The organism is Weissella confusa (genome assembly GCF_004766315.1).
Lineage (GTDB): Bacteria > Bacillota > Bacilli > Lactobacillales > Lactobacillaceae > Weissella > Weissella confusa_A.
Genome location: NZ_PVSN01000070.1, coordinates 1 through 26,144, shown reverse-complemented (window position 1 = coordinate 26,144; position 26,144 = coordinate 1). Strand labels below are relative to the sequence as shown.

The following is a 26,144-nucleotide window of genomic DNA, read 5'->3' as shown; positions in this document are numbered from 1 at the left end:
GCTCGTTTTTTACTTACTAAAAAGCGATATTCACAATTTCTTCACATTTATAAGGGAAATCATTCACTTTTTATACTTACAATAAATTATGTTAAAAAGTTAGTAGAGAAGCTTTTTACGCTTCCGACGTGTTGAACGTTGGCCTTTTTTAGCAGGTAGAGTGGCTAAGAGGGTGAAAGAGAAATGGTTGTAAAGCATCGGGTGGAGAGACCCGGTGCTTTTTCCATTTGCACCGGTTTTCTGGTGAAAAAGCGTTATAATAGTTGAATTGAATATACGAAAGTGAGGGCCGAAAAATGCATGCAGACCAACCCGCTGAACAAAAGCGGCTCGATAAAGTGGTTGTCGAAATCGACGGGCAACTCGAACGTGCTAAGGAAGCCTATGCGCAAGCTCACTCAGAAACACGTGCCGTTGAAGGAAACTATATTGCCAATACGTCAATTAACACCTTCGAAGTCGATGATGCGATGGAAACGAATGCCGAAATCCAACAGCAACGTAACATCGTGGCCCGTGTAACTGAAACAGAAAACATTATGCGAAAGACTGTCGATACGCTGACGATGCTACGACCTAGTCCGTATTTTGGTCGCGTCGATATTGATGAAGAGGGCGATAAAGATACCTTGTATATCGGCTTAGCCTCAGTGCAGGATAAGATTGGTGATTTTCTCGTTTACGATTGGCGTGCGCCGATCAGTGGAATTTACTACAACGGAACACTTGGTGCTGTGACATATCCCACACCAATGGGTGAACAGGAAGCGGAACTACTAAAGAAGCGTCAATTTACGATTGAAGATGCGCAAATCGTCAACATGTTTGATACCAATGAAACTGTCGGTGATGAAATGTTGCAATACGCCTTGGGACAAGAAAACGACTTGACCATGCGTAATATCGTGGCGACGATTCAACAAGAACAAAATCAAATTATTCGTGATACGACGAGTGATTTGCTGGTTGTGCAAGGTGTCGCCGGATCTGGTAAGACCTCAGCGATTCTGCAACGCATCGCGTTTTTGCTATTCCATGCGCGTGAAGAATTGAATTCGGACCAGATTGTATTGTTCTCACCAAACCGATTGTTCTCAAGCTATATTGCTGATGTTTTGCCATCTTTGGGTGAACGCAACATGCGCCAAGTGACGCTGGCTGAATTTTTTAGTGCACGTCTACAGGGATTACAAGTACAAACACTATTTGAACGTTATGAAATCGGTCAGAGTGAAACAACGGTGGCCAGTCTTAAGGTTCGTGAAAAACTGGAGAGTGCCCGAGTCGTTGATGATTTGACGGCCTTTGTTGAGCAACTAACACCTGAGACATTGCGCTTTGACAATATCTACTTTGAAGATGAAGTGTTCTTTGGTAAAGAAGCCATGACCCGTGTGTTTGCTGAGTTCTCAGATAATTACTCGGTTCGTGAACGTATCCAAATGACGCAAAAGCGCTTTATGGAGCGTTTGGAACGTCGCATTGATCAATTGGTGAATGAAGACTGGGTGTTGGAAGAGTTGAATAACTTGGATGACCAACAGTATCGTGATTTGCTGGGAGATGAGCTGGCTGAGCAAGTTGCCGAAGAAGAAGAAATGGGTGACGCAATCAACATCGCGGCGAAGCGATTGTTGCAACGTGAATTCCAGGTTGTCGATGATGCGTTGTACAACATGCACTTCTTTGATATCTATAACCAATATGGTGACTTTTTGGCCTACATGGCCGAGCGTTCTGAGTTGGATACCGAATGGTGGCTAGCCAAGCGTGATCGCTTCCTACGTGAGCTGGAGTATCACCGCATTGACTTGGAAGATGCAGCGCCAATGCTATTCTTACGCGATTTGATTACGGGTGGTGGGACGAATAAGTCAATGTTCTACGTCTTCGTTGATGAAATGCAAGATTACAGCATGGCACAATTGTTGTACTTGAAGCACGCGTTCCCAGCGGCCAAGTTTACGGTGCTTGGGGATTCTGAGCAGGCGCTGTTCCGCGATGTTGAGACACCGGCTGCTTTGTTGGCCAAGTACAGCCAAGCATTCAAGGCGACTCACCCTAACTTGATTACGTTGAACAAGGCGTACCGTTCAACGCAAGAAATCATGGACTTTGCCAAAGCGCTGTTACCGGACGGCGATAACATCATGGCGTTCACTCGCCCAGGTGGAAAGCCAAAGTTAATTGTCACGACGGCGGATGAAGAAGAGCAGATGATTTGGCAGGCGGTTGATGAGCTGAAGGCGGAGCACCGAACAGTGGCAATTTTGACCAAAACCCAAGATCAAGCTGAGGCAGTTGCCCGCATGCTGCGTAAGTATCCCGAAAAGTTTCAATTGCTCCAAGCAAGTGATCGCACGCGCACATCAAACTTCGTCGTTATGCCAATATATTTGGCTAAGGGATTGGAATTTGATGCGGTAATTGGATACGATGTGTCACAAACGAATTATCCTGACAGTGAAGCAACCGGCTTGTTGTACACCTTGGCATCCCGCGCCATGCACGCGTTGACTCTAATTAGTGTTGGGCCGGTTTCTGGCTTGATTCGCGACGTGCAAGAGACATTAGATATTAGTGTTTTAGGTGATTAGAAAACAGGTAGTTTGTACGCTTGTTATCGGGTGTAAAAACTCTTACAATGAACAATGACGAATTAGTTTTGACGGGGAACCGTTGATAGAAAGAGATGGAAAACATGGCAGAAAAGCAAGTTTTGCTAACTGGTGATCGTCCAACTGGAAAGTTGCACATTGGTCACTACGTTGGTTCTTTGAAAAACCGTGTCGCAATGCAAAATTCAGGCGACTACGAACCATTTATTATGATTGCGGACAAGCAAGCGTTCACTGATAACGCGCGCGATCCCGAGAAGATTCACAACTCATTGTTGGAAGTTGCGTTGGACTACCTAGCTGTTGGTATTGACCCAAGCAAGTCAACGATTTTCGTACAATCAGCTGTGCCTGAGTTGTCAGAATTGACAGAATACTTCTTGAACTTGGTTTCAATCGCTCGTTTGCAACGTAACCCAACGGTGAAGACTGAGATTCAACAAAAGGGCTTCGGTGAGAGTATTCCTGCTGGATTCTTCATCTACCCAGTTTCACAAGCTGCTGATATCGCTTTGTTCAAGGGACAAGTTGTGCCAGTTGGTGATGACCAAGAGCCGATGTTGGAGCAAACGCGTGAATTGGTACGTACGTTCAACAACTACTACGGTGAAGGTATTTTGGTAGAGCCACAAGGTGTATTCCCACCAAAGGGTCAAGGTCGTATTCCTGGCTTGGATGGTAACGCCAAGATGTCAAAGTCATTGAACAATGCCATTTACCTAAGTGACGACGAAGATACGTTGTGGACGAAGGTTAAGTCAATGTACACTGACCCAGAGCACATCCGTGTTGAAGACCCTGGTCACGTTGAAGGTAACATGGTCTTCACGTACTTGGATATCTTTGATAAGGATACCGAAAAGGTTGCTGAATTGAAGGCGCAATACCAAGCTGGTGGCTTGGGCGACATGAAGATCAAGAAGTACTTGTTCGAAGTGTTGAACGCCGAATTGGCACCTATGCGTGAGCGTCGTGCTAAGTATGCTGAAGACAAGGACGCCGTATTGCAAATGCTACGCGACGGTTCTGACAAGGCACGTGCTAAGGCGCAAGAAACGATGAACGAAGTCCGTAACGCAATGGGCATCCAATACTGGGGTTAATCCTTAGAGGGGTATAAATTATGAGCTATTTGGCAGTCATTGACTTGGGGTCAAACTCAACCCGAATGGTTGTTGAAGAACTACAAGCAGATGGCACGTTCGTTGAGCTTAAGCGTCGTAAGTTAGATACGCGTTTGGCTGAGGGGATGGATCAAAATGCAGGTGAACTAACTGAAGCAGCAATGACTCGCGTTGTTGATGCTTTGATTGAGTTCCGTGATGACTATATGGCATATGAAGGCGTCTCAGTTGTTGGTATTGCAACCGCAGCTGTGCGTGAGGCAACGAATCAAGCGGACTTTTTGGACCGTGTTTACCGTGCCGTCGACGTTGAAATCCGTGTGCTAACGGGTGACCAAGAAGCTTATTACGACTATCTTGGGGCTGTTTCAGCCTTGGATATTTCAGATGCCTGGTTGCTTGATACTGGCGGTGCTAGTGTTGAGTTGGTTGGTATTGAAGAACGCATGGCCGCGAACTTTATCAGTTTGCCATTTGGGGCGGTTAACTTGTCAGAGAAGTTCCACTTGAATGGGGAAGGTAAGATTGATCCAAGTTTGATTGAGCGCGCCTCACAATACGTTTCTGATCAATACGACCACTTGCCATGGTTGGAAGACACGACGACGTTGCCAATCATTTTGTTGGGTGGCGCGAACCGTTCATTGGCCCGTCTTGACCGTTTGCGTCACGGCTTGCCAGCGGATTCAAACTTCCACGGCTACGAGATGACGACGGAATCAGTTTTGAAGACGTTTGATGAGATGGCCAACATGACGCACGCAGAACGTGCTGAAGTGTTGGGTACAGAAGCCAACCGTGCAGACATCATTATCAGTGGTTTATTGCCATTGGTAGAGTTGATTTCACGCACTGGTGCTGACAAGGTCATCTTCTCAGCATCAGGTGTACGCGAAGGGCTTTTGCAAGAGTATCGCATGACACTATAAAAAATAAACGACTAACTCGCTTGCGGGTTAGTCGTTTTTTGTTAGGGAGGACACACACCACTAACCAACTTAAAGACAAAACAAAAACCGCCGGTACGTTGACCCGCGGTAAACTTTCGTTACGCTTTGCGACACGTAACAAGGAAGACGCTACTCCGCCACCCTGTATTCAATTGTAGATGGACCACCCTAGAAGTTTAATCTGCAGTTTTAAACGTCTGTCGCTAGGGTATGGTCGCAACCAAACTCACCGTCTCTATCTCTACCGCATCCATGTCTATCTGTTTGAAAAGCAGACCGTGTCAGGAGCAGCCTTCGAATCGCCGTACATGCTTACGCCTTAAAAAGGTTATCGTACTTTGTCGAAGTGACCGATGCTAATGATCGCAAGAGATGTCAATACATGACTTAGGTGTTTATCTCTTTTAAAAACAATACGTTAATTATCTTGCGTCATTACTGTGACAGGCCCGCATGGAATTTGGTAGGTAGAGTCGTGATAGAGGTCGAATTAAGAACTTCTTTCAAATCCTTTACCTTCCTTTCCTTTGGTACACCATTATATTAACACCACATATAACCGCTTACAAGGATAAACCCTTGAAAAAGATGTGATGAATTTTTAGTAGCGCTCAAAGGTTGTTACGTGGGGCTTTGGGTCGGTATAACCGGCATCTAAAAGCTCGATAACTGTCAGCATTTGTTCATCAGACACTAACTTTGGTGCCTCGTTGACTAGCGTGTCATAGACAGTGTCGTAAACACGACCGTAGTCACCGTGAATGGTTGGGATGACCTTTTCAATGCGGTCGCCATTTTGGTTGTAGTAAGTGACAACACCGAAATCTTGTGGCGCATCATCCCCAAATCCAGGCATCCCCGGCATAATCCCGGTCTTCAAATCATATTCTTGTTGATCGATATTGTGCTTGATATAAGTGCCCTTGGTACCGTGTAGCACCCACTTAGGGTAGGCGACCGCAGCTAGTTCAGTTGCTTGCACCGTGGCTTTGAAAGTATCGCCATAAAACATGTTCACTTCAAATTGATCGTCGATGGTTGCACCCGGTTCACGTGTGGCACGTAAATCATAGGTGGCACGGTCCGGCGAACCGAAAAGGGCGACGATTTGATCGGCCAAGTGAACACCGTGTCCGTACCATGAACCGTCGATAGGTGTACCCAGTTTAACGCCGTCGTTAGGGCGATAATGATCCATATGCAACTCCAGTTCAACTGGACGGCCAACATAACCGGCATCAAGCACGTGTTGAATCGTCAGAAAGTCACTATCGAAACGACGGTTCTGGAATGGCATAAAGAAGAGCTGGCGTTCGCGCGCAAGCGTCACAAGCTCTTCGGCTTGAGCCAACGTTTCAACCATTGGCTTGTCGACAAGCACGTTTTTACCAGCAAGTAGCAATTGCTTAGCAACGTCATAATGACTAGGGGCGGGGGTGACCACCACCACTAAGTCGAGCGACTCATCGTTAATAATGTCAGCGATATCAGTTGAGAATTTTGTACCAGTTGCTTCCAAAGCAGCTTGTTCGTCGGGACGCTTGCCCAAGGTTGGGGTCACGACACGGCTAATCTTGAAACGGTCTTGGCGTTCCATTAAATAGGGGATATGGTAGCGGTTCGTACTTTTACCAAATCCGACGTAGGCAATATTTAACATATTTGCGTTCCTCCCTGTATATCGTTAATTCTTCCTGAAGATTGACCATAATGCAACTGACATTTCATGAATGAAACAGGACGATTTCAAATTTACGTTTTTGCGCGTTATAATTAGGTAACACTTACAAAAATTGGAGAAACGGCATGATTAGTGAATTGAAATCAGAAATATTGCACGAGGTCATTGTGCGTCGACCTGACGACAGCCACAAAGGGACGTTTGGTCGCGTTTTACTAATCGGGGGTAATATCCAATACGGTGGGGCCATTTTGATGGCAGCCGGTGCGGTTGTTGGCGCTGGTGCAGGGCTAACGACGGTTGCAACAGATTTGATCAATTTGGCACCGCTACACACGCGTACACCAGAAGCCATGTTTGTGGACTGGCGTAATAATGCGGATTTGATGACAGCGATTGCTAATAACGATGTGATTCTATTAGGCCCTGGTATGGGGACAGATGGTTTTGCGGTGCAATTAGTGCAACAAGTTTTGCAAGCTGTTACGGAAAACCAAATTTTGATTGTTGATGGTTCAGCATTGACTATTATGGCTGAGCAGAATATGACGTTCCCACGTGACACGTTCACGATTGTGACGCCACACCAAATGGAGTGGGCGCGCTTGAGTGGGGTGCAATTAAACTATCAAGCAGAGCACCAATTGAATGAGGTACAACGCCAAATTTTGAACATTGATGTGCTGGTCCTTAAGCAACACCACACGATTATCTACACCAAGGATGATCAAAAGCAATTGCAAATTGGCGGTGCTTACCAAGCGACTGGTGGGATGGGTGATGTGCTAGCGGGTACAATCGCTGGCTTTACAGCCCAGTTCAAAGCAAACCCAACCAAGGCTGTGCAAGCGGCCGTTTATGCACACTCAGCAATCGCCGAAGAGATGGCAGGACACAGTTATGTGGTGAAGCCATCATTCATTGCTGACTTCTTGCCAAACTACATGGCTCGTATTCAATCAAATCTGTAATAACGACACAAAAAAACGACGTGAATTTTGACATTCACGTCGTTTTTATTAACTAACTTAATTGTTAACCAAGAAATTACTTCTTGTGACGAGCCTCAACTTCGTGGTTCATCTTGTTAACTTCTTCGTCAGTCAATGGGTACTTCATGATTACCAAGATGGCAAGAACAGCCATGATGATTGGCAACCAGATCATTGACCATTGCAATCCCATCAAAGTCGTAGCTGATTGGATCTTCTTAGTACCGTCAAATACAGTAGCGGCGTTGATGTAACCAGGGATGATACCACCCAAAGCCAAACCAATCTTGAAGAACAATCCCATGATGGCGTTGATGATACCAGCAACACGCTTACCTGAAGTGTACTCACCATAAGTAACAACTTCAGGAACCAATGACCACATGAATCCAGTAGCTGAAGTCAATCCCCATTGTTGGAAGAAACGACCAGCGTAACCCATAGCGATGTTTTCAGGGTTCTTAGTCCATGCCCACAAAAGAACAGAACCAACCATGAAGATAGCCAAGAACAAAGCGAAGAATTGCTTCTTACCAACCTTGGCACGAATCTTAGGCCACAAGAAGACCAAGAAGATTCCAGGAATTGAACCGATCAATGAAATTGAACCGTTCCACTCTGAGTGACCGATGTTGTATTGCAAGAAGAATGGCCATACAGTGTTTCCGAAGAACATGAACGTAAAGCCAACCAAGAAGAACAATCCCAAGATTCGCAAAGGCTTGTTACGCTTCAACTCAGCAAACAAGTCTGAGTACTTTACTTCAGGCTCATCTTCAGCAGGCAAAACGCGTTCCTTCGTCTTTGAGTAAGTAACCATCAAAGCCAAGAATCCGATAACCATGTATACGGCATAAACCTTGAACCAAGCACCAGCTGATTGAGCTGATGAGTAGTCACCCAAGTTCATGTGGATTCCAAACATTCCGATATCCTTTGACTCACGACCAACTGACGTAGCCAATTGAACGAAGATAGGGAAGCAAGTGTAAACCAACAAGTTCGCGATGTTAGCCAACGTCATACGAACCGTCGTCAACTTTGCGATTTCATCGTTATCACGCGTCAATGATGCGTTCAAGGCACCATATGGGATGTTAACGAATGAGTAAACCATGGCCGTTGCCATATATGACAAGAAGGCATATGGCACCTTAAATGCAAGGAACCATTGTCCAACTGGCAAGAACAAGCAGGCAGCCAAGATAACTAGCGGAATACCGAAGTTACGTAGGTAAGGCAAGTACTTTCCACCCTTAGGATGTGACTTGTCGACCGTAGCACCTACCCAAGGATCCCAAACAACGTTGATCCAACGAACAACCAAGAAAATTGTGGCACCAGCCGCAGCTGAAATACCGTTAACCGTAGTAAGGAAGAATAGCAAGAATCCACCAACAGTACCGAAAACCAAGTTTTGAGCGAAGTCACCCAAACCATATGAGATTCGATCCATCAGTGTAAGCTTAGCAAATTCGTCCTTTTGAACTTTTGCATCCATGAAGCTAACTCCTGTGTATATAAAATGTAATTGCTTAATGCTTGTTCATAATATCACTAGAAAATACGAAAAAGCGGAAATTTACAAAGCGTTCTGTAAGCGTTCACAATTAGTATTGAACATGAAGAAAATATGACTGACGGAAGGTTAGCCATCATGCATAATATTGATTAAAGTCTGCATTTCTTTATAAAATGGCGTATAATTACAACCAATATGACAGTGGAGGTCAATGAGATATGACAACGCAATGGCGTGCAGAAGCATTGAAGTATGAAGATGAATTGTTGACAGACTTGAAGGAGATGTTGGCAATTAAGTCTGTTCGTGATGACGAGGCTGCAACGGAAGATGCACCTTTGGGACCTGGTCCTAAGGAAGCTTTGTTGAAGTTCGAAGAATTTGCTAAGCGTGACGGATTCCGCACGGGTAACTACAAGAACTTGGTTGCCTACGCAGAATTGGGACCTGAAGACGCTGAAGAGACTGTTGCAATTATCGGTCACTTGGACGTTATGCCAGCCGGTGATGGTTGGACAAAGGATCCATGGTCTCCAGTAATTGAAGATGGTCGCTTGTATGCCCGTGGTGCATCAGATGATAAGGGACCTTCATTCACTGCTTACTATGCAATGAAGATGATCAAGGACTTGAACTTGGACTTGAAGCGCAAGTTGGTTTTGGTTATGGGTATCGATGAAGAGTCTGACTGGACTGGTATGGATGAGTTCTTTGAGGACTACGGTATGCCAACGATGGGATTCTCACCTGACGCTGAATTCCCAATCATCAACGGTGAAAAGGGTAACGTTTCAATCGTAACGCGCTTTGCTGGTACGCAAGGTGGTTCATTGAAGTTGGTTTCATTCTCAGCCGGTTCACGTCCAAACATGGTGCCTGGAACTGCTGTTGCTGTTGTTGAAGCTGCAGATACTGCTGCTTTGGTTTCAGCTATGGATGCTTACTTGGCCGCTGAAAAGCGTGTTAAGGGTGAAGCTAAGGTTGATGGTAACCAAGTGACATTTACTTTCTATGGAAAGCAAGTTCACGGTGCGATGCCTGAAACTGGTGAAAACGCTGGTACTTACTTGGCTAACTTCTTGCAAGACCAAGACTTTGGTGGCAACGCTAAGGGCTTCTTGACGTTCTTGGGAACGCAATTGCACGATGACACGGTTGCTGAAAAGATTGGTGCTAAGACGCACGATGATTTGATGCACGACTTGTCAATGAACGTTGGTATCCAACGCTTTACTGATGGAGAAGATGGTTTCGTAAACACGAACTTCCGTTACCCACAAAACACGACGGCTGAAGAAATCGAAGGTCACGTGGCTGCCTCATTGCCAGCAGGCTTTGAAGCAACGGCTAAGCAAGAAGGTCACGCACAAGTGCCTCACTACGTTCCTGGTGATGATCCACTAGTTAAGACGTTGTTGCAAGTTTACCGTGATCAAACTGGTTTGCCAGCTGGTGAGCAAGTTATCGGTGGTGGTACGTTCGGTCGTTTGTTGGAGCGTGGTGTTGCCTTTGGTGCCATGTTCGAAGGTGTGCCTGATACGATGCACCAAGCAGACGAATTCTACCCAGTTTCAGATTTAACGCGTGCAATGGCAATCTTTGCACAATCAATGTACGAATTGGCTAACGTCGAAGACTAATTTAAGCAAAACAAAAGCACTCGCAAGATTTTTTGCGAGTGCTTTTTATTAGTCATGCATTAAAATTTGATATTCGCGCATCTTTTGGCGACGCAAAATCGTGTAGTAGGCAACGGCCCAGGCGGCGATTGTCACGACGACCACAACGAAGGCAATTGGCGTCCAGGCGAATTGATAGGCCGCCTTTGGCAAAACATCATCGGCGAGATTGCTTGCCTTTACAGCAACCGTTTGAACGACATTAATCGTTTGGTTACCTTGATCAGGCGCGATGTTCTTTTCAGTTGAGGAAGGTGTTTTAACACTCGGCACGTTAGCCGAATTGGTCTCAGTGTCCGTTTGTTGGGCTGGAACGACGTGAATGCTAGTCTTAATGACATCCCCATTAGTTTCAGAAACGTTCGTGGCATTCGCAGTTGATTGTGAGTGCGTGCTAGTTGTTGCTGAAACGGGGGCTTTTTCGTTCGTCGAAACTTGTACCTTATTACCGGCGTCCTCAGAAGGGGTCGTTGCATCACTACCAACCGCTTCGACAACCTTTTCAGCCGGCTTCGTGGCTTGTGAGCCGTTATCGACAATTGAAATGTCCGTCATTAATTGGACAAGGTCAGTGCTAGGTAAACCACTAGCAACTGATGAGGCTGCCGAAGTTGCTGAAGTTAACAACGACTTTTCGCCAGGCAAAACTGCGGGTAGGCTAATGTTCAAATCTGTTTCACTTGAGGTAACGACATCGACAGCTGAAGAATCAATGTCGGCTGTGCTTGCGCTGGTCACGGAAGCTGCTGGTGCCACTGAATCAATTGCTGAACTTGGTAATACAATGAACAATGGTTCATCAACAGCCTCTGATGTCACGACGCTCGATTCGGTGCTAGCAGGTGTTGATGTTGAATCAGGTGCTGACGGCTCGCTGATAGCTGAATCGGCAACTGAAGTCGCTGTGGTTGTATTCGGAATGTTTTGCGTTGCTGTACCTGCAAAACCAGTCGTTGTTGTCAGCGTTGTGCCGGCGACAGCGACTAACAATGCGAGTTTGGTTGCCCTTTGCATAATTAGCCGTCTCCTTTATCAATCTAAGACAATTATTTCCTTTTTATACTAACACTTTGTCAGTGTCAAAAGGCGGAATGCACAGTCTGTCTATAAAAAATTCAAAAAAAGTTCACAATTCAAAACGGATTTATTACCGACGATAAGTTTTGTTTTAGGTTGGTTGTGTTACAATTGTGTAACATAATATTCGAGGAGATTTTAACAATGAAAACGAGTAAGGTCATCACGACGATTCTATTGGCAACATCATTGATTGGTGCTACAGCAGTTACGACCACTGTCTTTGTTACGCCAACGACAGTGGTGTCAGCAGCTGGTACAACGAACGTACAAAATCGTGCCTTGTCAAAGTCATATGTTGTGTATGGTGCAGGTGCATCTGATCAGTCTACGTTGGCTTCAACGCTAGGCGTAACGGATAATTACACCAAGTTAACGACAACTGGTGCTGACGCAGCGACATACCTGAATATTTCAGGTGTTGCGGATAGCGCCATGATTAGTTCAGTATCAATTGCGCCAGCCGAACCTGGTACTGGCACGTTGGTTAATATTAAGGACTATAACGGGCAAAACAACATTACCCAAGTGACGTCACAACAATACGCGATGGCGGCAACGATGGCTGGTGTGAATGATGTCATCATCACGGTAACGGCTAACTCAAAGGTTTCTGGTGAGGCCGCATTGGCTGGTGTGTACAAGGCGTTGGCCACTGATGGGATTAATTTGGATGAAAGTAACACGACGGCAGCCAATGACATGTTGAGCGCAACACAAACGGCGGTTAACGAAAATGCTAATGACAGTAGCTACCCTGGTAAGCTAACGTCAGCGGTTACCACAACGGCCGGCGAATTGGCTGAGAAGAAGCAAGATGGTACAAACATTACGGTCAACATTGCGATCAACCAATTGAACGTTAACTTGGACAAGCAAGGCATTGCTGGTAAGACTTCTGAAGCAGCGGTACAACAAATGGGTCAAGCTTTAGTTGGTGTGGCGAACGCCCCAATTTCAGACTCAAAGGCCTTTGTTGATAACGCTAAGGACTTGTCTAATAAGCTTGAAAATTCAGCAGGTGATATCATGGCGAAGGCCAAGGATTTCGCGAACTCTGAAGATGTGAAGGAAGCGGCCAACTGGTTCGTGACGAACATTTGGAACCCATTGGTTAACTTCTTCAAGGGACTGTTCAACAAGTAGTTCTAAGACTGGTCAAACGTTGCGCACAGAATCATAGTTTCATCCTGTATCCTAATGGAAATTAGACGCAGGAGGGTTGGCTATGAGTGCGGTTATAATTTACGATACAAAATATGGACATACCGCAACTTATGCCGCTTGGATTGCAGAGGAGTTGCACATCAGCAAATATCGTTTAGACGAAATTGGCGCCTTAGACTTGTCGACGTACGATACGATTATCTTTGGTGGACCGATTTTTAATGGCCATATTAGGATTGCAAACTTGATTAATAGTGAGCTGGCTAATCTGAATGCTTGCGAAATCATCTTTTTCTCGGTTGGGTTACACCCGATTGATCGTGAGTATTTCAGAAGTATATGCACGCAAAACTTTGATTATCCGGCACAACAGCGCGTCCATTTTTATCAATTACAGGGCGCTGTTAACCCCGAAAAGTTAAAATGGTGGCACAGGCTGATGGTTTGGTTTATCAAAAAGTTTGATCACGATATCAACCAACAACATATTCAAGGGTTGGAAGAGACGAAAAATCATCGTATTGATTTGCCGCAACGTTTTCGCCCGCTTGTCGCACCAATTGTGGCGGAGGTGCGACGCCACGAACGGGCAATTTCATTACAATAAGAATAACCAGACGAACCGCTTGGGACGTCTGGTTTTTTAGTGTGTACCACGGTATGATTAAGGGGTGATACAGCCTGGGGGATAATTGGGGGACTAAGACGTGGATAAGACCGCTATACTTTCATACTTACAGACACCAGAAACCATGTCGGTAGAGACGTTTACGACGATTGATTCAACTAACACAGCCGCCAAACGATTGATTACAGCGGGAGACGTAATTGGTCCAATGGCGCTTGTGGCAGATGAACAGACGGCGGGTTATGGTCGGCATGGACGCCAATATTATTCACCACAAGCAACGGGGCTTTACCTAACGTTAATTTGGCCATGGGCTGATATGAAAACGTTGGCACCCGGTAAGGTGACGACGGGGATTGCAGTTGCAGCGGCCGAAGCACTTTCGCAAGAAATTGGTGTTGAGGTTGGCATCAAGTGGGTCAATGATCTGTACTACAACCAACGAAAAGTGGCCGGCATTCTAGTAGAAGCGGTGCCAAATACGACCGGCGATGATGGCTTTTTGGTCATCGGAATTGGACTAAACATTAATCCGGCTGACTATCCAGATGAGATTGCACAGAAAGCTGGTGCACTGACTGACCAAATGGTAAACCGAAATCGACTTGCGGCGACGTTATTAAATTATTTTGTTCGCTATTTTTCATTAGATGCGACGCAAGTCATGACGGCATATCGGCAACGGTCGTTGGTGATTGGTCAGCCAGTTGAAATGGCGGTTGGTAATCAAACGATTACCGGCATTGCTAAGGATGTGAGTGCGGATGGTGGTCTAGTGGTGGACGTTAATGGTCAACGTCAAACATTTTACTCAGGTGAAATCACGAAACTAACAATGACAGGATGGGTGATTTCATGAAAACACGCCAACTCGTTTTGGCAGCAGTCTTTGCTGCAATTATTGCTATTTTGGCACCCTTATCAATTCCAACGGGTATTGTGCCCCTGACGGTGCAAACTATTATTATTCCGTTGATTGCGTCAATTGCAGCAACCCGCGTTTCATTTTCGGCGGTTGCAGTGTATTTGCTTTTGGGGATGATTGGTATGCCGGTTTACGCTGGCTGGACGTCAGGTGTTGGGATCGTTATTGGACCAACCGGTGGTTATTTAATTGGGATGTTGCTATTTCCATTGGTCATTGGCCTCGGTGCTAGTTTGGGTCGTTCATGGCCGGCGATGCTCCTTTGGAATTTGATTGCGGCCTTTCTACAACTTGGTTTCGGTACGTTGTGGTTAGCGTTTGTTGCTAAGATGTCAATAGAAACAGCGGTCGCAACTGGTTTGATTGCATTCGTTGTGCCAACAATCGTTAAGGTTGTGATTGTGGTCATCTTGATGGTGATTATTGGGCGCGTGATGCGTTTGCCAATTGGTGGTAAAGATGGTGGTAAAGAATAAGTATAATTTTGCCCTGAGCTTAAGCCAACTTAAGCTCAGGGTTTTATAATGAAGTCTATTAAGAAAACAGAGAGGCATTTTGGGATTATGAAGCGCAGAGTATTTGTATTAACGGGTAACACTGGCACGGGTAAGACGACCGTTGCTAATTATTTGAATGAGTTTTACGAGATGCCTAAGGTGATTACGCACACAACGCGACCACCACGTGATGGTGAAGTTGATCAAGTAGATTACTATTTTGAAAACGACGCTAGTTTTGGCGACAACCACTATCTCGAAAGTGTTGAATACTCACACTACCGTTACGGATCATCACACGAAGGCTTGGAACGTGCATGGGAAAAGAACCCATTTATTACAATTGTGCTTGATACAGCCGGCGCAATTACTTATGCGCGTGAACTACCAGATGAAGCAGTTGTTATTTACTTAACGGTTAGTGAATCATCAGAATTATTAACACGTTTGGAAAAGCGTGGTGATGATGTTGCAGTGGTTAAGGCACGCCTAGCTAGTGACGAATACCAGCGTGATACGCAATTACCAGCTGAATTAACTAACGTTGCCAAAGTTGTTGTCAATGATGATTGGCAGACAACTAAGCAGGCAATTGATGACATTGTAAAAGAAGTTGTTCAAGGATAGCTTTGACGATATAAGGAGGAACTCATGGCATATCGCACACCACCGTTTATCACACCGGTCGCTTTAGTTTCAATTATTTTGGCATTGAGCGCAGCGAACGCGATTGTTAATGTCTCAACGAATACGTCTAACGGGGCGCCAAAACAAGCGTCTTCAGTTGTGTCAACGCCGGTATCGAGTGAGACACAAGAGAAACAAAGTAGCGTGTCATCTGAGAAGTCATCAAGTGACGCGTCAGAGAGCCGTGCGAAGGTTTCAACCTCTGAAGCAGTTGAAGAGTCAGCAGTCGTGAGTGAAGCTTCTTCTTCAAGCGAAGTGTCATCAAGCGCGGTTAGTTCATCACGTGGCGAAAGTAGCAGTGTGGCGTCATCGTCATCAGCGGTTAGTTCGAGTGCTGTTTCTTCAAGTTCAGCCACAACGGTACAAACGCCTGCGGATAATGGAGGCACAAACTAATGTTGACCATTTTGGATTTATTGAATCATTATCTTGGCTTCTTTAATGTCAACACAAAGTGGAAGGGTCAAGTGTATACAATCTTAGCGTCAGTGGGTAATTTCTACGTTTTGTACTTGGCAATTATGCACCTGAAGAACGCTGCTTATTTGCGTGGCTTGGGGCTATTGCTGGCCTTTATCGTGATTGCTTACTTTGCCTTTTTGAATGTTGTCTACTATTTTACGAAGAAAACGTTCAAATGGGATTTATCACCCAAAGTTGAAAATCTATTGGGGGGTAAGCCAGCGGATGCGGATAAGACGCAACGTCCGGCAACACCGTTTGTACCAGCAAATGGTTTGTATGGCCGTCAACACGTTTTGCCAGCTAGTGCCGTGACTGATTCGGATATGCAAGCTGAGTTAACAAAGGTTGCTGAACAACTCCAATCAAACGGTCTGATGACCAAAGATTATGGTGGCTTGTCAGAAGATGAGCAAATGGCCTACTTGGCGGCTGACCATGATGTCATTTATGCGAACCATCCTGGTACACCGCTACCTTACTTCCGTTTGGAAAAGGAGCGTGGTGGCCTGGCCATCTATGGTGGCTTGAACGAGATGTTGGCGCAACGATTGGCACGTATCGAAACAGTTGGCCTACAGCCAGTAGCGTTGGCGATGGAATCATATGAGTTGTTCGTTGCTTCGGCGGTTATCTTAGGTGGTGAAGGAAAGGTGCGCGGTCGCGCTAACCTACAAACACGCCGCGATGACTACCATTTAGCGGTCGAATTAGCCTATAAAGCAAAGGAATTGTGAACAAACATACTTGTTGTTAACAAAGCTAACAAAGAATTTGACACTATCGTAACTTACAGACTATTATTACAGTAGCGACCCGTCCCGAGTAATCGCGGCGGGTTTTTATTTATAGAGAGATAATTTAAATTGAGAGAATTATCAAATAGGAGGCAACCCAAATGTCGATGATCGAATTTAAGGACGTCGAGAAGTACTATGGAGATTTCCATGCTTTGAAGGATATTAACCTTAAAGTTGAAGCTGGTGAGACTGTTGTTTTGCTTGGTCCTTCAGGATCAGGTAAGTCAACTTTGATTCGTACCGTGAATGGTTTGGAACCAGTTCAAGAAGGACAATTGATTGTTAACGGTCAAGATTTGGCCAATCCCAAGACGGACATGAACCGTACGCGTAAGAACGTGGGGATGGTGTTCCAACACTTTAATTTGTACGCTAACAAGACAGTGCTAGAAAACATTATGTTGGCACCACGCTTGGTATTGAAGCGCGATGAAGCAGAAAACAAGCAAATTGCAATGGAATTGTTGGAGAAGGTTGGTTTGGCTGATAAGGCTGAGAAGATGCCTTCAACGTTGTCAGGTGGACAACAACAACGTATCGCGATTTCCCGTTCATTGGCAATGAAGCCAAAGGCCTTGTTGTTTGACGAACCAACGTCAGCATTGGACCCAGAAATGGTTAACGATGTTTTGAAGATTATGCGCGAAATCGCTGCTGATTCAAGTATGACGATGTTGGTTGTGACGCACGAAATGGGCTTCGCTAAGCAAGTGGCCGACCGTGTTATTTTCATGGCTGACGGTGAAATCTTGGAAGACTCTCCAACTGAAGAGTTCTTTGAGAACCCTAAGGAACCACGCGCTCGTCAATTCTTGTCACAAATCATCCACTAGGGAGGTGCGGAATATGAGTCGCAAGTTTACGCGCACATGGCGTACGGTACTTGCTACCGCAGCCATCGCACTACTAGCTGGAAGTGTTGTGACAACGACAGTTCAAGCTAGCGATAAAAAGAATGAAACTTACAACCGCATTAAGAAGACCGATAAGATGGTCTGGGGTGTTAAGGGTGACACCAAGTTGATGGGGTTGATGAACATTAAGACGGGAAAGCTTGAAGGCTTCGACGTGGACATGGCCAAGGAAATCACCAAGCGTGTGAACCCAAAGGCCAAGGTGGAGTTGACGCAAATCACTTCGGGTACCCGTATTCCAATGTTGTTGAACGGTAATATTGATGCCATCATTGCGACGATGTCAATTACGCCAGACCGTGCCAAGGTGGTTGATTTTTCAAAGCCATACTTTAACGCTGGTCAATCAATTTTGGTTAAGTCAGATAGTGGTATCAAGAGTATCTACGATTTGAACAAGCCAGGTGCTCGTATCTTGGCGGTTGCCGGATCAACTTCTGCTGTAACGGTTAAGAAGTTTGCGCCAAAGGCCAAGGTTGTTGCCTTGTCAGACTATGCCACTGCTTTGACTGCCTTGAAGGCCGGTCAAGGGGATGCGTTGACGACTGACAACGGTATCCTATATGGAATGGCCGCTGGTTCAAAGTCATTGGAAGTTGTCGGTGGTCCTTTCACGAAGGAACCATACGGTGTTGCCATGGACAAGAACAATCCTAAGTTGGTCAAGAAGGTCAACAAGGCCATCGATGAAATTAAGGAAGATGGTACATACGCTAAGCTAGCCAAGAAGTGGTTCTCTGGCGTTGAAGGTATGAACTGGAAGGAGTTGGCTAAGGAATGATTTCATTATTTCAATCACACGCTAGCGACTTCTTAAGTGGATTTGGATGGACGATTGTGTCTTCAGTGCTCGCTTTGATTGGGTCATTAGTTTTGGGAACGATTTTCGCTTTGCTTGAAGTGGTTCCAAACAAGGTCGCAAACATCATCGGTCGTATCTATATTGAAGTCGTACGAAACATCCCATTGTTGGTTATCACGATGTTCTTCTACGTCGTTATTGCAAACATCGTTAAGATTAGCGGTTTTGCAGCCGGAACGTTGGGACTAACACTATACACGTCAGCATTTATCGCTGAAACGGTTCGTGCCGGTATCAACGCTGTGCCAAAGGGACAACTTGAAGGTGCGATGTCTAACGGTTTGTCATGGTGGCAAGGTATGCGTTATGTGGTTTTGCCACAAGCCTTTAAGTTGGTTATCCCACCACTTGGAAACCAATTTATTAACTTGATCAAGAACTCATCAGTATTGGCCTTCGTTGCCGGTATGGATTTAATGTATCAAGCGAACATGATTTCACAAGAAACGTTCGACACATTTGGCCCATTCATTATTGTTGGTATTTTCTACCTAATTTTGACGATGCCAATGAGTTACTACATGCGTTACTTGGAAGCCAAGTTGAGTAAGGAGGGATAATCATGAGTGAATTTTTGTCAGCTTTCTCATGGATCAACATCCGCTTCTTGCTGATGGGACTATGGGTAACAATTGAGGTAGCGGTTGTATCCGTTATTTTGAGTTTTATCATCGGTTCAGTCCTAGGTGTTATCCGTTACGTGAAGATTCCTTATCTATCAAAGATTGTTGGTTTTATTATTGATTTGATTCGTAATTTGCCACTTTTGTTGATTATCTTCTTTACGTACTTTGCTTTGCCAAAGATTGGTATTCACTTGGGTGTTATGACGTCTACGATTTTTGCTTTGACGATTTTCGAGTCAGCAATGTTGGCCGAAGTTATTCGTTCAGGTATCGTAGCCGTACCAAAGGGGCAACTTGAAGGAGCACTTTCAAACGGATTGAGCTTCAAGCAAGCCTTGTGGTACATCATTTTGCCACAAGCCTACAAGAAGATGATTCCACCGATTGTGTCACAATTCGTGTCATTGATTAAGGACACGTCATTGGCAACGATTATCATGTTGCCTGAAGTGACATATCGTGCACAAATTATTTATGCACAAGAACCAAATGCGATTGTCGCAATGTTCTTTGCACTAGCTGTTTTGTACTTCGCTTTGAATTACGTCATCTCAAAGATTGGTCGTATTCTAGATCGTCGTATGGCGGCTTAATCTTAAAAGCACTACTGTTCGTTTTGAACGGTAGTGCTTTTTTGTATGCAAGTGGTGGCCGAAATAATCATCACCAGGCTTGCAACCATTCCCTTATAAAGGAATTTCGTGTTAACTACTTGTAAGTGTGCCAATAATAGTATGTGTGGCGGATGCCTCGGTTAAATAATTGTCATAAGCTTTCAATTCATGGTTGGCCGATTATTTTATGACACTTATTTAGCAACTTGCTAATTTGATAGAACTGAGACACCGCCCAATTATACTTTTGGGAGGGCTTATCATGGCTGAAATGGATTATACAAAGGCACAAGACGTTTGGAAGGACGTTGGTCAAAGCGTTGAATTTGTGGTGTTGGGATTGGACCGCACAAAGCCGTTGGCGGAACTGCAAGATGCCATCACGGAATTTGCAGATCGTTCACAAGCGATTAACCGTTCAATGAATGTACGTGCAGCAGACGGGAATTTGAAGGTTGCTATCGGTTTTAGTTATACTGCTTGGCAAACCTTGTTCCCAAACAAGCCAGTTCCAGCTGAACTAGAAGAGTTCAAGGGACTTAAGGGGCCTGAATATAGCATGCCTGGGACAGAGGGAGATATTTTCATCCACGTGCGTGCGAATGATATGTCAATTGTGTATGAGGTTGTGCGTCAATACATGACCGTTTTGCATGATGTCACGACGGTTATTGATGAAACCAAGGGCTTCCGCAATTTTGAAGGTCGCGCCATCATCGGCTTTATTGACGGGACTGAGGTGCCAAGTGCGGCTGACTCCGCTGAAGTCGCGGTTATTGGTGACGAGGACCCTGAATTTGTGAACGGGTCATACGCGTTTTCACAAAAGTGGTTGCACGATATGGACTTCTGGGGACAATTAAAGACTGAAGTACAAGAGAAGGCAATTGGCCGGCACAAGTATGATGATCTTGAATTGGAAGACGACGAAAAGTTCCATAACGCACACAATGTGAGTGCCAAGGTAGAAATTGATGGTGAGGAGCGTCAAATCGTTCGCATGAATGTGCCGTTCTCAGAACCAGCCTTGAACAAGACAGGAACGTACTTTATCGGCTATTCACGTTACTGGTCAGTTACCAAGGCAATGTTGACGCAAATGGTTGAGATGTCTGATTATTTGCTGACGTTCTCACAACTCATGTCAGGACAATTATTCTTTGTGCCATCACGTGAGTTATTGGGTGACATTGCGGATGGTGAGTGGACAGAATGAGCGAGACAAAACAATTAGGTAAGCGCGAACGAACCTTGTTTGTTTGGATGCTGTTGCTGACAAGTTTTTCTTTCTCAATTAGCCAATCAGCTATGACCACGATTTATCCAGTGATGGCTAACCATTTTAACGTGCCAATCTCAATGGTCCAGTGGCTGACCACTGGATTTATGTTGGTTATGACGGTGACGATGCCACTGAGTCCTTGGCTGTTGAATCGGGTACCATTCAAGTGGTTCTTAGCTGGTATTCAAGCGATGTTTTTGCTAGGAACGTTTATCGCAATTAACGCAACTGGCTTTGGCTGGGTGATTCTTGGGCGTGTGCTTGAAGGTGCTGCGGTTGGATTTTTGTTTCCGAGTTATCAAAGTGTCATCATGTTGATTACGCCAGAAGAGAGTCGCGGTGCCAGCATGGGAATGGTTGGTTTAGTGATGGGGGCTGCTCTAGCCACCGGGCCAATTGTGTCCGGTATTATCAGCCAATGGTTCAATTGGCAAGGTGTCTTTGTATTTTTTGAACTTGTTATTGGTTTGCTATTTTTGGTCAATCTATTTGTCGGACAAAACGTCATCGTGAAGAAAGATGTGCATTTGGATGTACCATCATTAATCGGGCTATTCGGGTTTGCGATGGTACTCTTTGGTATTCAGTCGTTGGGACACACCACGCAGCCAATCAGTATGATTGCAATGATGATGGTTGGCCTCGTCTTGAGTGTGTATTTTGTACACCGCCAAGGTAATCTGTCACAACCGATGCTCGACTTCAAGGTCTTCAAGCAAGCTGGTTTTACGCTAGGATTGCTGTTGACTGGCGCGTCATATATCGCTTTGATTGTTATGACAGTATTGATGCCGTTGTATTATCAGAATGTCCTACACACCAGTAAATTAGTGTCTGGTTTGTTGATGGTACCGCCGGCTGCATTGATGGCCGTGATGAATCGTCGTTCAGGCAAGCTGCTTGATCAAAAGGGGCTAAAGGTCGTTATGCGAATTGGGGCGACCAGTATTTTTATTGGTTATGCAGGATTGGCACTAACGTTTGGCTTGCATAACGCTGTATTGGCAGTTATTTTCGCTGCGTTTGGGGAAGTTGGCAATGCCTTTATGATGTTACCGGCCACGACGTATGCGAATAATCAATTACCTGATTATTTGATTACCCATGGTTCGGCAATGATTAGCACGGCCCGCCAATTCGCCGGAGTTATCGGGGTCTTGGTGGCGACGACCATCGTTTCAGTTGTGGGCAGCGGATTGCACGACGCATACATCGTCTTTGCCCTTGGCATGGCGGTGATGATTGTGACCGTTTGGCGCATTACAGCTAACTACCAAGGAACAAAATAGACCCAAGTAACGCGCAACTAAATCGCCATTTTAAAGGAATTCTGCCATGTCGTGATGCCGTTAGGTGCACACTTAATGACAGCCATTAAAAATGCATCCAACATAATCGATGAGATTATCGGAAAAGAGGTGAGAGGTTGTGGCACTTGTAGGTACTAAGGCTTGGGCAAAACAACAACTACGTGAGAACGGTATTCGTCTTATCGCTCGTGATAAGGGGATGATTCGCTTGCAAAACAGCAAGACGCGTTCACTTTACCGTGAGCTTGAATTGCGCGGTTTGCTAACCAAGTAATCTTGAATGTCCTTTAGGAAGGATAGATTACCCAACTGACGAATCGATAAGGTAAGATAGCATTCGTAGAGATGTCAAAAGCATAATATGACAACATTAGCTAGCGGGATGGTTACGAGATAGGTTAGCTAATGTTGACGCTACAACTCCTTATGACTTGTATAAGTCAGTATGTGAACAACTCGAAAAAGCTGAGCAGATGGAATCTCCCATTTGTTCAGCTTTTTTGATGCCACTTTTTTCAATTTAGTAAATGCATTTACTAGTTGAAATAGGTATAATGTTTGTAAAGATATGTATTAGAGAGTACATGGGTAATATCGCGAGGGGGATAGACATGGCAAAAAAAGCATCAATTAAAGACGTAGCAGCGTTGGCAGGTGTTTCACCAACGACGGTGTCACAAGTTATTAATAAGAAAAACGATCACTTTCCTGAGGAAACAATCGAACGTGTCATGGATGCAGTTCGCCAATTGGGCTACGTACCAAATCAGAGCGCCAAGAGCCTTCGTGGTGGCGGTAACCCATTGATTGGGGTGATGGTGCCAAGTTTGCGTAATCCATTCTTTTCAGACTTAATGCAAAGTATGCAAAACCATGCCCACAATCTCGCGGACTTGGTCTTCATTTCAGTTGATGACGATGAAATTGAACAAGGCTTGCTGAAGATGTTGGAACGTGGGGTAAACGGGTTGGTGATTGCGCGAATGCTACCGAATGCCTTGGAAGTAGATCGTTATTTGCAGAAGCAAGGCATTCCGTACGTTGTGCTAGATCAAATTAACGATAGTAACATTTCAGACCACGTTAAGACAGATGAATTTACTGGTGGCCAAGTGGTTGCGCGCCACTTAGTTGAACTTGGTCACAAAAAGATTGCTTTATTGCACCCGGATGTAATGACAACGAACATGTTGGAACGTATCTCAGGGTTCACAGCAATTATTGATGAACAAGATGATGTTGAAATTATTGAAATTGCGACGAAACTGTCAAAGCATGGTGGGTTAGCGATTGCGAATAAAGTCGCTGCATCAGGGGCCACGGCGGCCTTTACTTTGAATGATGAAATGGGAATTGGCTTGTTGCGCGGTCTAAAGAATGGTGGCGTGCGCGTACCAGAAGATATTAGTGTTATCGGTTATGACAACACCGACTATGCTGAGTTTACGGTGCCATCACTAACTACAGTGACGCAGGCTGTTTGGCGCATGGGTCAATTAGCATTGGACATGGTGCTAGCACGTCTTAAAGATCCGGCATTGCCAATGCAAGAAGAAATTTTGGATGTTCGTCTAATTCAACGTGAATCAACGGCACCAGCACCAACTAAATAACAATTAAGCAAAAGTCCTAGGAGTCCACGCTTCTAGGGCTTTTTTGCGCACCAAAACGATTTGTTTGTGATTCAATTACCACAGCAGCTGTTGGTCTAAAACTCCTGACTTCAGTCAGGAGTAAGACCAAAGACGCACCTGATAAGGGCGACTTGGTCACGTCGGAGCTCTAAAATCTCCGACATTCCTAGTCTTCTTTATCAAATTCTGAGTTGAAAAGGTTTACATTCCACAAAAAGGGTGTATATTATTCTTTGTAAAACGATTTACAAAAACGATTTACAAGATGAATTTTTTTAAAATGACGTATAAGGGAAAAGGTGAAAGAAATTAACAAGGTTGTCGTAATTGGTAGTTTGAACTTGGATATCATCCAGAACATTAAGCGTTTGCCTCTCCAAGGAGAGACCTTGCGAATTGACGAACGCAGCATGAACCTTGGTGGAAAGGGTGCCAACCAAGCCGTTGCCGCCGCCCGTCAAGGTGCTGAAGTTAGCTTTATCGGTGCAATTGGAAAGGATGAAGCTGGTCAACAATTCAAGGCCCTACTAGAAGATGAAGGTATTAACGTTTCTGGTTTGCGTGAGAAGGATACAGCAACTGGTTCAGCTACGATTTTGCTTGAAGAAGACGGGCACAACACAATTCTTGTGTACGGTGGTGCTAACGCTGAATTGTCAGCTGATGATGTGGTGATGTCTGAATCATTGATTGCGGATGCTGATTATGTGGTTGCACAGTTTGAGGTGCCACAAGAAGCCGTTGCTAAGGGATTCTACCTTGCTAAGAAGTATGGTGTTAAGACAGTTTTGAATCCAGCACCAGTTATGAATGCCAAGGACATTGATCCAGCCATCCTAGCATGCACGGATATCATCGTTCCTAATGAGACTGAAGCAGCCGCGCTATTGGAACGCGAGCCGTCAACAAAGTATGAGGACCTATTGGCAGTTAGTGATGCGATTTCTGAATTGTCAGTGCAAGGAACTATCATTACGCTTGGTGAAGATGGCGTTTACTACAACCTTGATGGTAAGGACCCACACACTCGTCCAATCTTTAAGGTAAAGGCAGTTGATACGACTGCCGCTGGTGACACGTTTATCGGGGCGGTTGTTTCACAATTGAAGTTGGATGCGACGAATGTTGCCGATGCCGTTGAATATGCATGTAAGGCATCTTCACTTGCGGTTTCACGTTCTGGTGCAATCCGCTCAATTCCAACTCACTCAGAAGTTGTTCGATCATTGCACAATGAAGACTAAGGAGGAGAACGACATGTTAGACAAGATTCAACAACAAAAGAAGGCTGCCGGGGAATACGCTGCAAGTTTAGTTGAAAACGGCATGGTCGTTGGACTGGGAACTGGTTCAACTGTCCGCTATTTTGTTGACCGCCTTGGTGAGCGTGTTGCCAATGAAGGTCTTGATATTGTCGGTGTGACGACTTCGAATCGTACCGCACACCAAGCCCGTTGCTTGGGTATTTCATTGGCTGATGTTGATGCGGTTGACTACATTGATTTGACCGTTGATGGTGCTGATGCGGTTGATCCACAATTGAACGGTATCAAGGGTGGTGGTGCCGCGCTACTATACGAAAAGGTTGTTGCTAAGAATTCAAAGCGTAACATCTGGATTGTTGATGGTAGCAAGCAACACGCTGAATTAGGTCACTTCCCATTGCCAGTTGAAGTGGTGTCATACGGTGAGCAACAACTATGCCGCTTGTTTAAGAAGCATAATTTGAACCCAATTTTGCGTTTGGATGAAGATGGTCGTCCGCTAACGACTGATAATGGGAATAACATTATTGATTTGCACTTGGAGACGATTCCCTTCCCAGAAGAACTTGCGACTTGGCTCTCAAATCAAGTTGGTGTTGTTGAGCACGGCTTGTTCTTGAATGTCTGCGACGAAGTCATTGTTGGTGGGGATGAGATTCAAGTATTGAAGCGTGATATGGCTAAGAATTAGGGTTATTTTTACCCGGATTATTCATGCACTAAATTTTTAACCACAGCTAAATCAGTAAAATACGATAAATCACCTTGAAACTGCCAGTACCTTGGCACGGTTTCAGGGTGTTTTTTTCGATTGGGCGTTTTTTGAGA

Annotated in this window: 25 protein-coding genes; 22 read left to right on the top strand and 3 right to left on the bottom strand. The window is 45.0% G+C overall.

The genetic code is table 11. The annotated features are described in order from the left end of the window. The first annotated feature begins 296 nt into the window (after window positions 1–296). From helD to C6P11_RS09500, 3 genes are all read left to right on the top strand, one after another. A complete protein-coding gene (gene helD / locus C6P11_RS09510) occupies window positions 297–2,597 on the top strand; it encodes an RNA polymerase recycling motor HelD (protein WP_135520641.1) in 2,301 nt (766 codons plus the stop codon). 104 nt (window positions 2,598–2,701) lie between these two features. Then, window positions 2,702–3,721 (top strand): tryptophan--tRNA ligase, encoded by a 1,020-nt coding sequence (gene trpS, locus C6P11_RS09505; protein ID WP_056972427.1) that lies wholly within the window; start codon window positions 2,702–2,704, stop codon window positions 3,719–3,721. Window positions 3,722–3,741: 20 nt separating this feature from the next. Continuing rightward, a complete protein-coding gene (locus C6P11_RS09500) occupies window positions 3,742–4,671 on the top strand; it encodes an exopolyphosphatase (RefSeq protein WP_135520639.1) in 930 nt (309 codons plus the stop codon). Window positions 4,672–5,293: 622 nt separating this feature from the next. Here the strand turns inward: C6P11_RS09500 and C6P11_RS09495 are convergent. Further along, window positions 5,294–6,352: an oxidoreductase gene (locus C6P11_RS09495; RefSeq protein ID WP_135520637.1), complete on the bottom strand. Its 1,059-nt coding sequence runs from the start codon at window positions 6,350–6,352 to the stop codon at window positions 5,294–5,296. A 146-nt stretch (window positions 6,353–6,498) separates the two neighbouring features. On the opposite strand from C6P11_RS09495, the gene C6P11_RS09490 reads away from it, so the two are divergent. Further along, window positions 6,499–7,344 carry an NAD(P)H-hydrate dehydratase gene (locus C6P11_RS09490; protein ID WP_135520635.1) on the top strand — a complete coding sequence of 282 codons (846 nt, stop codon included), beginning with the start codon at window positions 6,499–6,501 and terminating at the stop codon, window positions 7,342–7,344. Window positions 7,345–7,420: 76 nt separating this feature from the next. On the opposite strand, the gene C6P11_RS09485 is transcribed toward C6P11_RS09490, so the two are convergent. Next, on the bottom strand, window positions 7,421–8,866 hold the full coding sequence (locus tag C6P11_RS09485; protein WP_135520634.1) for an MFS transporter: 1,446 nt from the start codon (window positions 8,864–8,866) through the stop codon (window positions 7,421–7,423). Window positions 8,867–9,105: 239 nt separating this feature from the next. Between C6P11_RS09485 and pepV the strand changes: the two genes are divergently transcribed. Next, a complete protein-coding gene (pepV, locus tag C6P11_RS09480) occupies window positions 9,106–10,527 on the top strand; it encodes a dipeptidase PepV (RefSeq protein WP_135520632.1) in 1,422 nt (473 codons plus the stop codon). Between the two features lie 48 nt (window positions 10,528–10,575). Here the strand turns inward: pepV and C6P11_RS09475 are convergent, their stop codons facing one another. After that, window positions 10,576–11,580: a hypothetical protein gene (locus C6P11_RS09475; protein ID WP_135520630.1), complete on the bottom strand. Its 1,005-nt coding sequence runs from the start codon at window positions 11,578–11,580 to the stop codon at window positions 10,576–10,578. A gap of 207 nt (window positions 11,581–11,787) precedes the next feature. Here C6P11_RS09475 and C6P11_RS09470 point away from each other — a divergent pair, with 207 nt between their 5' ends. The 17 genes from C6P11_RS09470 (at window position 11,788) to rpiA (ending at window position 26,007) form a co-directional block, all read left to right on the top strand. After that, window positions 11,788–12,789: a DUF1002 domain-containing protein gene (locus tag C6P11_RS09470; RefSeq protein ID WP_135520628.1), complete on the top strand. Its 1,002-nt coding sequence runs from the start codon at window positions 11,788–11,790 to the stop codon at window positions 12,787–12,789. A gap of 82 nt (window positions 12,790–12,871) precedes the next feature. Continuing rightward, window positions 12,872–13,417: a flavodoxin domain-containing protein gene (locus C6P11_RS09465; RefSeq protein WP_135520626.1), complete on the top strand. Its 546-nt coding sequence runs from the start codon at window positions 12,872–12,874 to the stop codon at window positions 13,415–13,417. A 100-nt stretch (window positions 13,418–13,517) separates the two neighbouring features. Then, a complete protein-coding gene (locus C6P11_RS09460; RefSeq protein ID WP_135520624.1) occupies window positions 13,518–14,297 on the top strand; it encodes a biotin--[acetyl-CoA-carboxylase] ligase in 780 nt (259 codons plus the stop codon). Beyond that, window positions 14,294–14,839: a biotin transporter BioY gene (locus C6P11_RS09455; protein ID WP_135520622.1), complete on the top strand. Its 546-nt coding sequence runs from the start codon at window positions 14,294–14,296 to the stop codon at window positions 14,837–14,839. The genes C6P11_RS09460 and C6P11_RS09455 overlap by 4 nt, the downstream gene beginning before the upstream one ends. 87 nt (window positions 14,840–14,926) lie before the next feature. Then, window positions 14,927–15,487, top strand: coding sequence for an AAA family ATPase (locus tag C6P11_RS09450; RefSeq protein WP_135520620.1), 561 nt, complete (start codon window positions 14,927–14,929; stop codon window positions 15,485–15,487). A gap of 24 nt (window positions 15,488–15,511) precedes the next feature. After that, entirely contained in the window at window positions 15,512–15,943 is a 432-nt protein-coding gene (locus C6P11_RS09445) for a hypothetical protein (RefSeq protein ID WP_135520618.1), read from the top strand. Beyond that, window positions 15,943–16,746 (top strand): DUF6681 family protein, encoded by an 804-nt coding sequence (locus C6P11_RS09440; protein ID WP_135520616.1) that lies wholly within the window; start codon window positions 15,943–15,945, stop codon window positions 16,744–16,746. Before C6P11_RS09445 ends, C6P11_RS09440 begins: the two co-directional genes overlap by 1 nt. A gap of 161 nt (window positions 16,747–16,907) precedes the next feature. Next, the gene (locus C6P11_RS09435) at window positions 16,908–17,642 is read left to right on the top strand and encodes an amino acid ABC transporter ATP-binding protein (RefSeq protein WP_135520614.1); all 735 of its coding nucleotides are present in this window, start codon (window positions 16,908–16,910) and stop codon (window positions 17,640–17,642) included. A gap of 13 nt (window positions 17,643–17,655) precedes the next feature. Beyond that, entirely contained in the window at window positions 17,656–18,504 is an 849-nt protein-coding gene (locus C6P11_RS09430; RefSeq protein ID WP_135520612.1) for a glutamate ABC transporter substrate-binding protein, read from the top strand. Beyond that, window positions 18,501–19,145, top strand: a complete 645-nt coding sequence (locus tag C6P11_RS09425) for an amino acid ABC transporter permease (protein ID WP_003607837.1) — start codon at window positions 18,501–18,503, stop codon at window positions 19,143–19,145. The genes C6P11_RS09430 and C6P11_RS09425 overlap by 4 nt, the downstream gene beginning before the upstream one ends. A gap of 2 nt (window positions 19,146–19,147) precedes the next feature. Then, on the top strand, window positions 19,148–19,804 hold the full coding sequence (locus tag C6P11_RS09420; protein ID WP_003607836.1) for an amino acid ABC transporter permease: 657 nt from the start codon (window positions 19,148–19,150) through the stop codon (window positions 19,802–19,804). 283 nt (window positions 19,805–20,087) lie between these two features. Beyond that, window positions 20,088–21,041 carry a Dyp-type peroxidase gene (locus C6P11_RS09415; protein WP_135520610.1) on the top strand — a complete coding sequence of 318 codons (954 nt, stop codon included), beginning with the start codon at window positions 20,088–20,090 and terminating at the stop codon, window positions 21,039–21,041. Beyond that, complete coding sequence (locus C6P11_RS09410) at window positions 21,038–22,396, top strand: MFS transporter (protein WP_135520608.1); 1,359 nt, start codon at window positions 21,038–21,040, stop codon at window positions 22,394–22,396. Before C6P11_RS09415 ends, C6P11_RS09410 begins: the two co-directional genes overlap by 4 nt. 139 nt (window positions 22,397–22,535) lie before the next feature. Further along, the gene (locus C6P11_RS11020; RefSeq protein ID WP_161691246.1) at window positions 22,536–22,691 is read left to right on the top strand and encodes a hypothetical protein; all 156 of its coding nucleotides are present in this window, start codon (window positions 22,536–22,538) and stop codon (window positions 22,689–22,691) included. A 337-nt stretch (window positions 22,692–23,028) separates the two neighbouring features. After that, entirely contained in the window at window positions 23,029–24,030 is a 1,002-nt protein-coding gene (rbsR, locus tag C6P11_RS09405) for a ribose utilization transcriptional repressor RbsR (RefSeq protein WP_135520606.1), read from the top strand. Between the two features lie 329 nt (window positions 24,031–24,359). After that, window positions 24,360–25,295 carry a ribokinase gene (rbsK, locus tag C6P11_RS09400; RefSeq protein WP_135520662.1) on the top strand — a complete coding sequence of 312 codons (936 nt, stop codon included), beginning with the start codon at window positions 24,360–24,362 and terminating at the stop codon, window positions 25,293–25,295. Between the two features lie 13 nt (window positions 25,296–25,308). After that, complete coding sequence (rpiA, locus tag C6P11_RS09395; protein ID WP_167849566.1) at window positions 25,309–26,007, top strand: ribose-5-phosphate isomerase RpiA; 699 nt, start codon at window positions 25,309–25,311, stop codon at window positions 26,005–26,007. Window positions 26,008–26,144 lie beyond the last annotated feature (137 nt).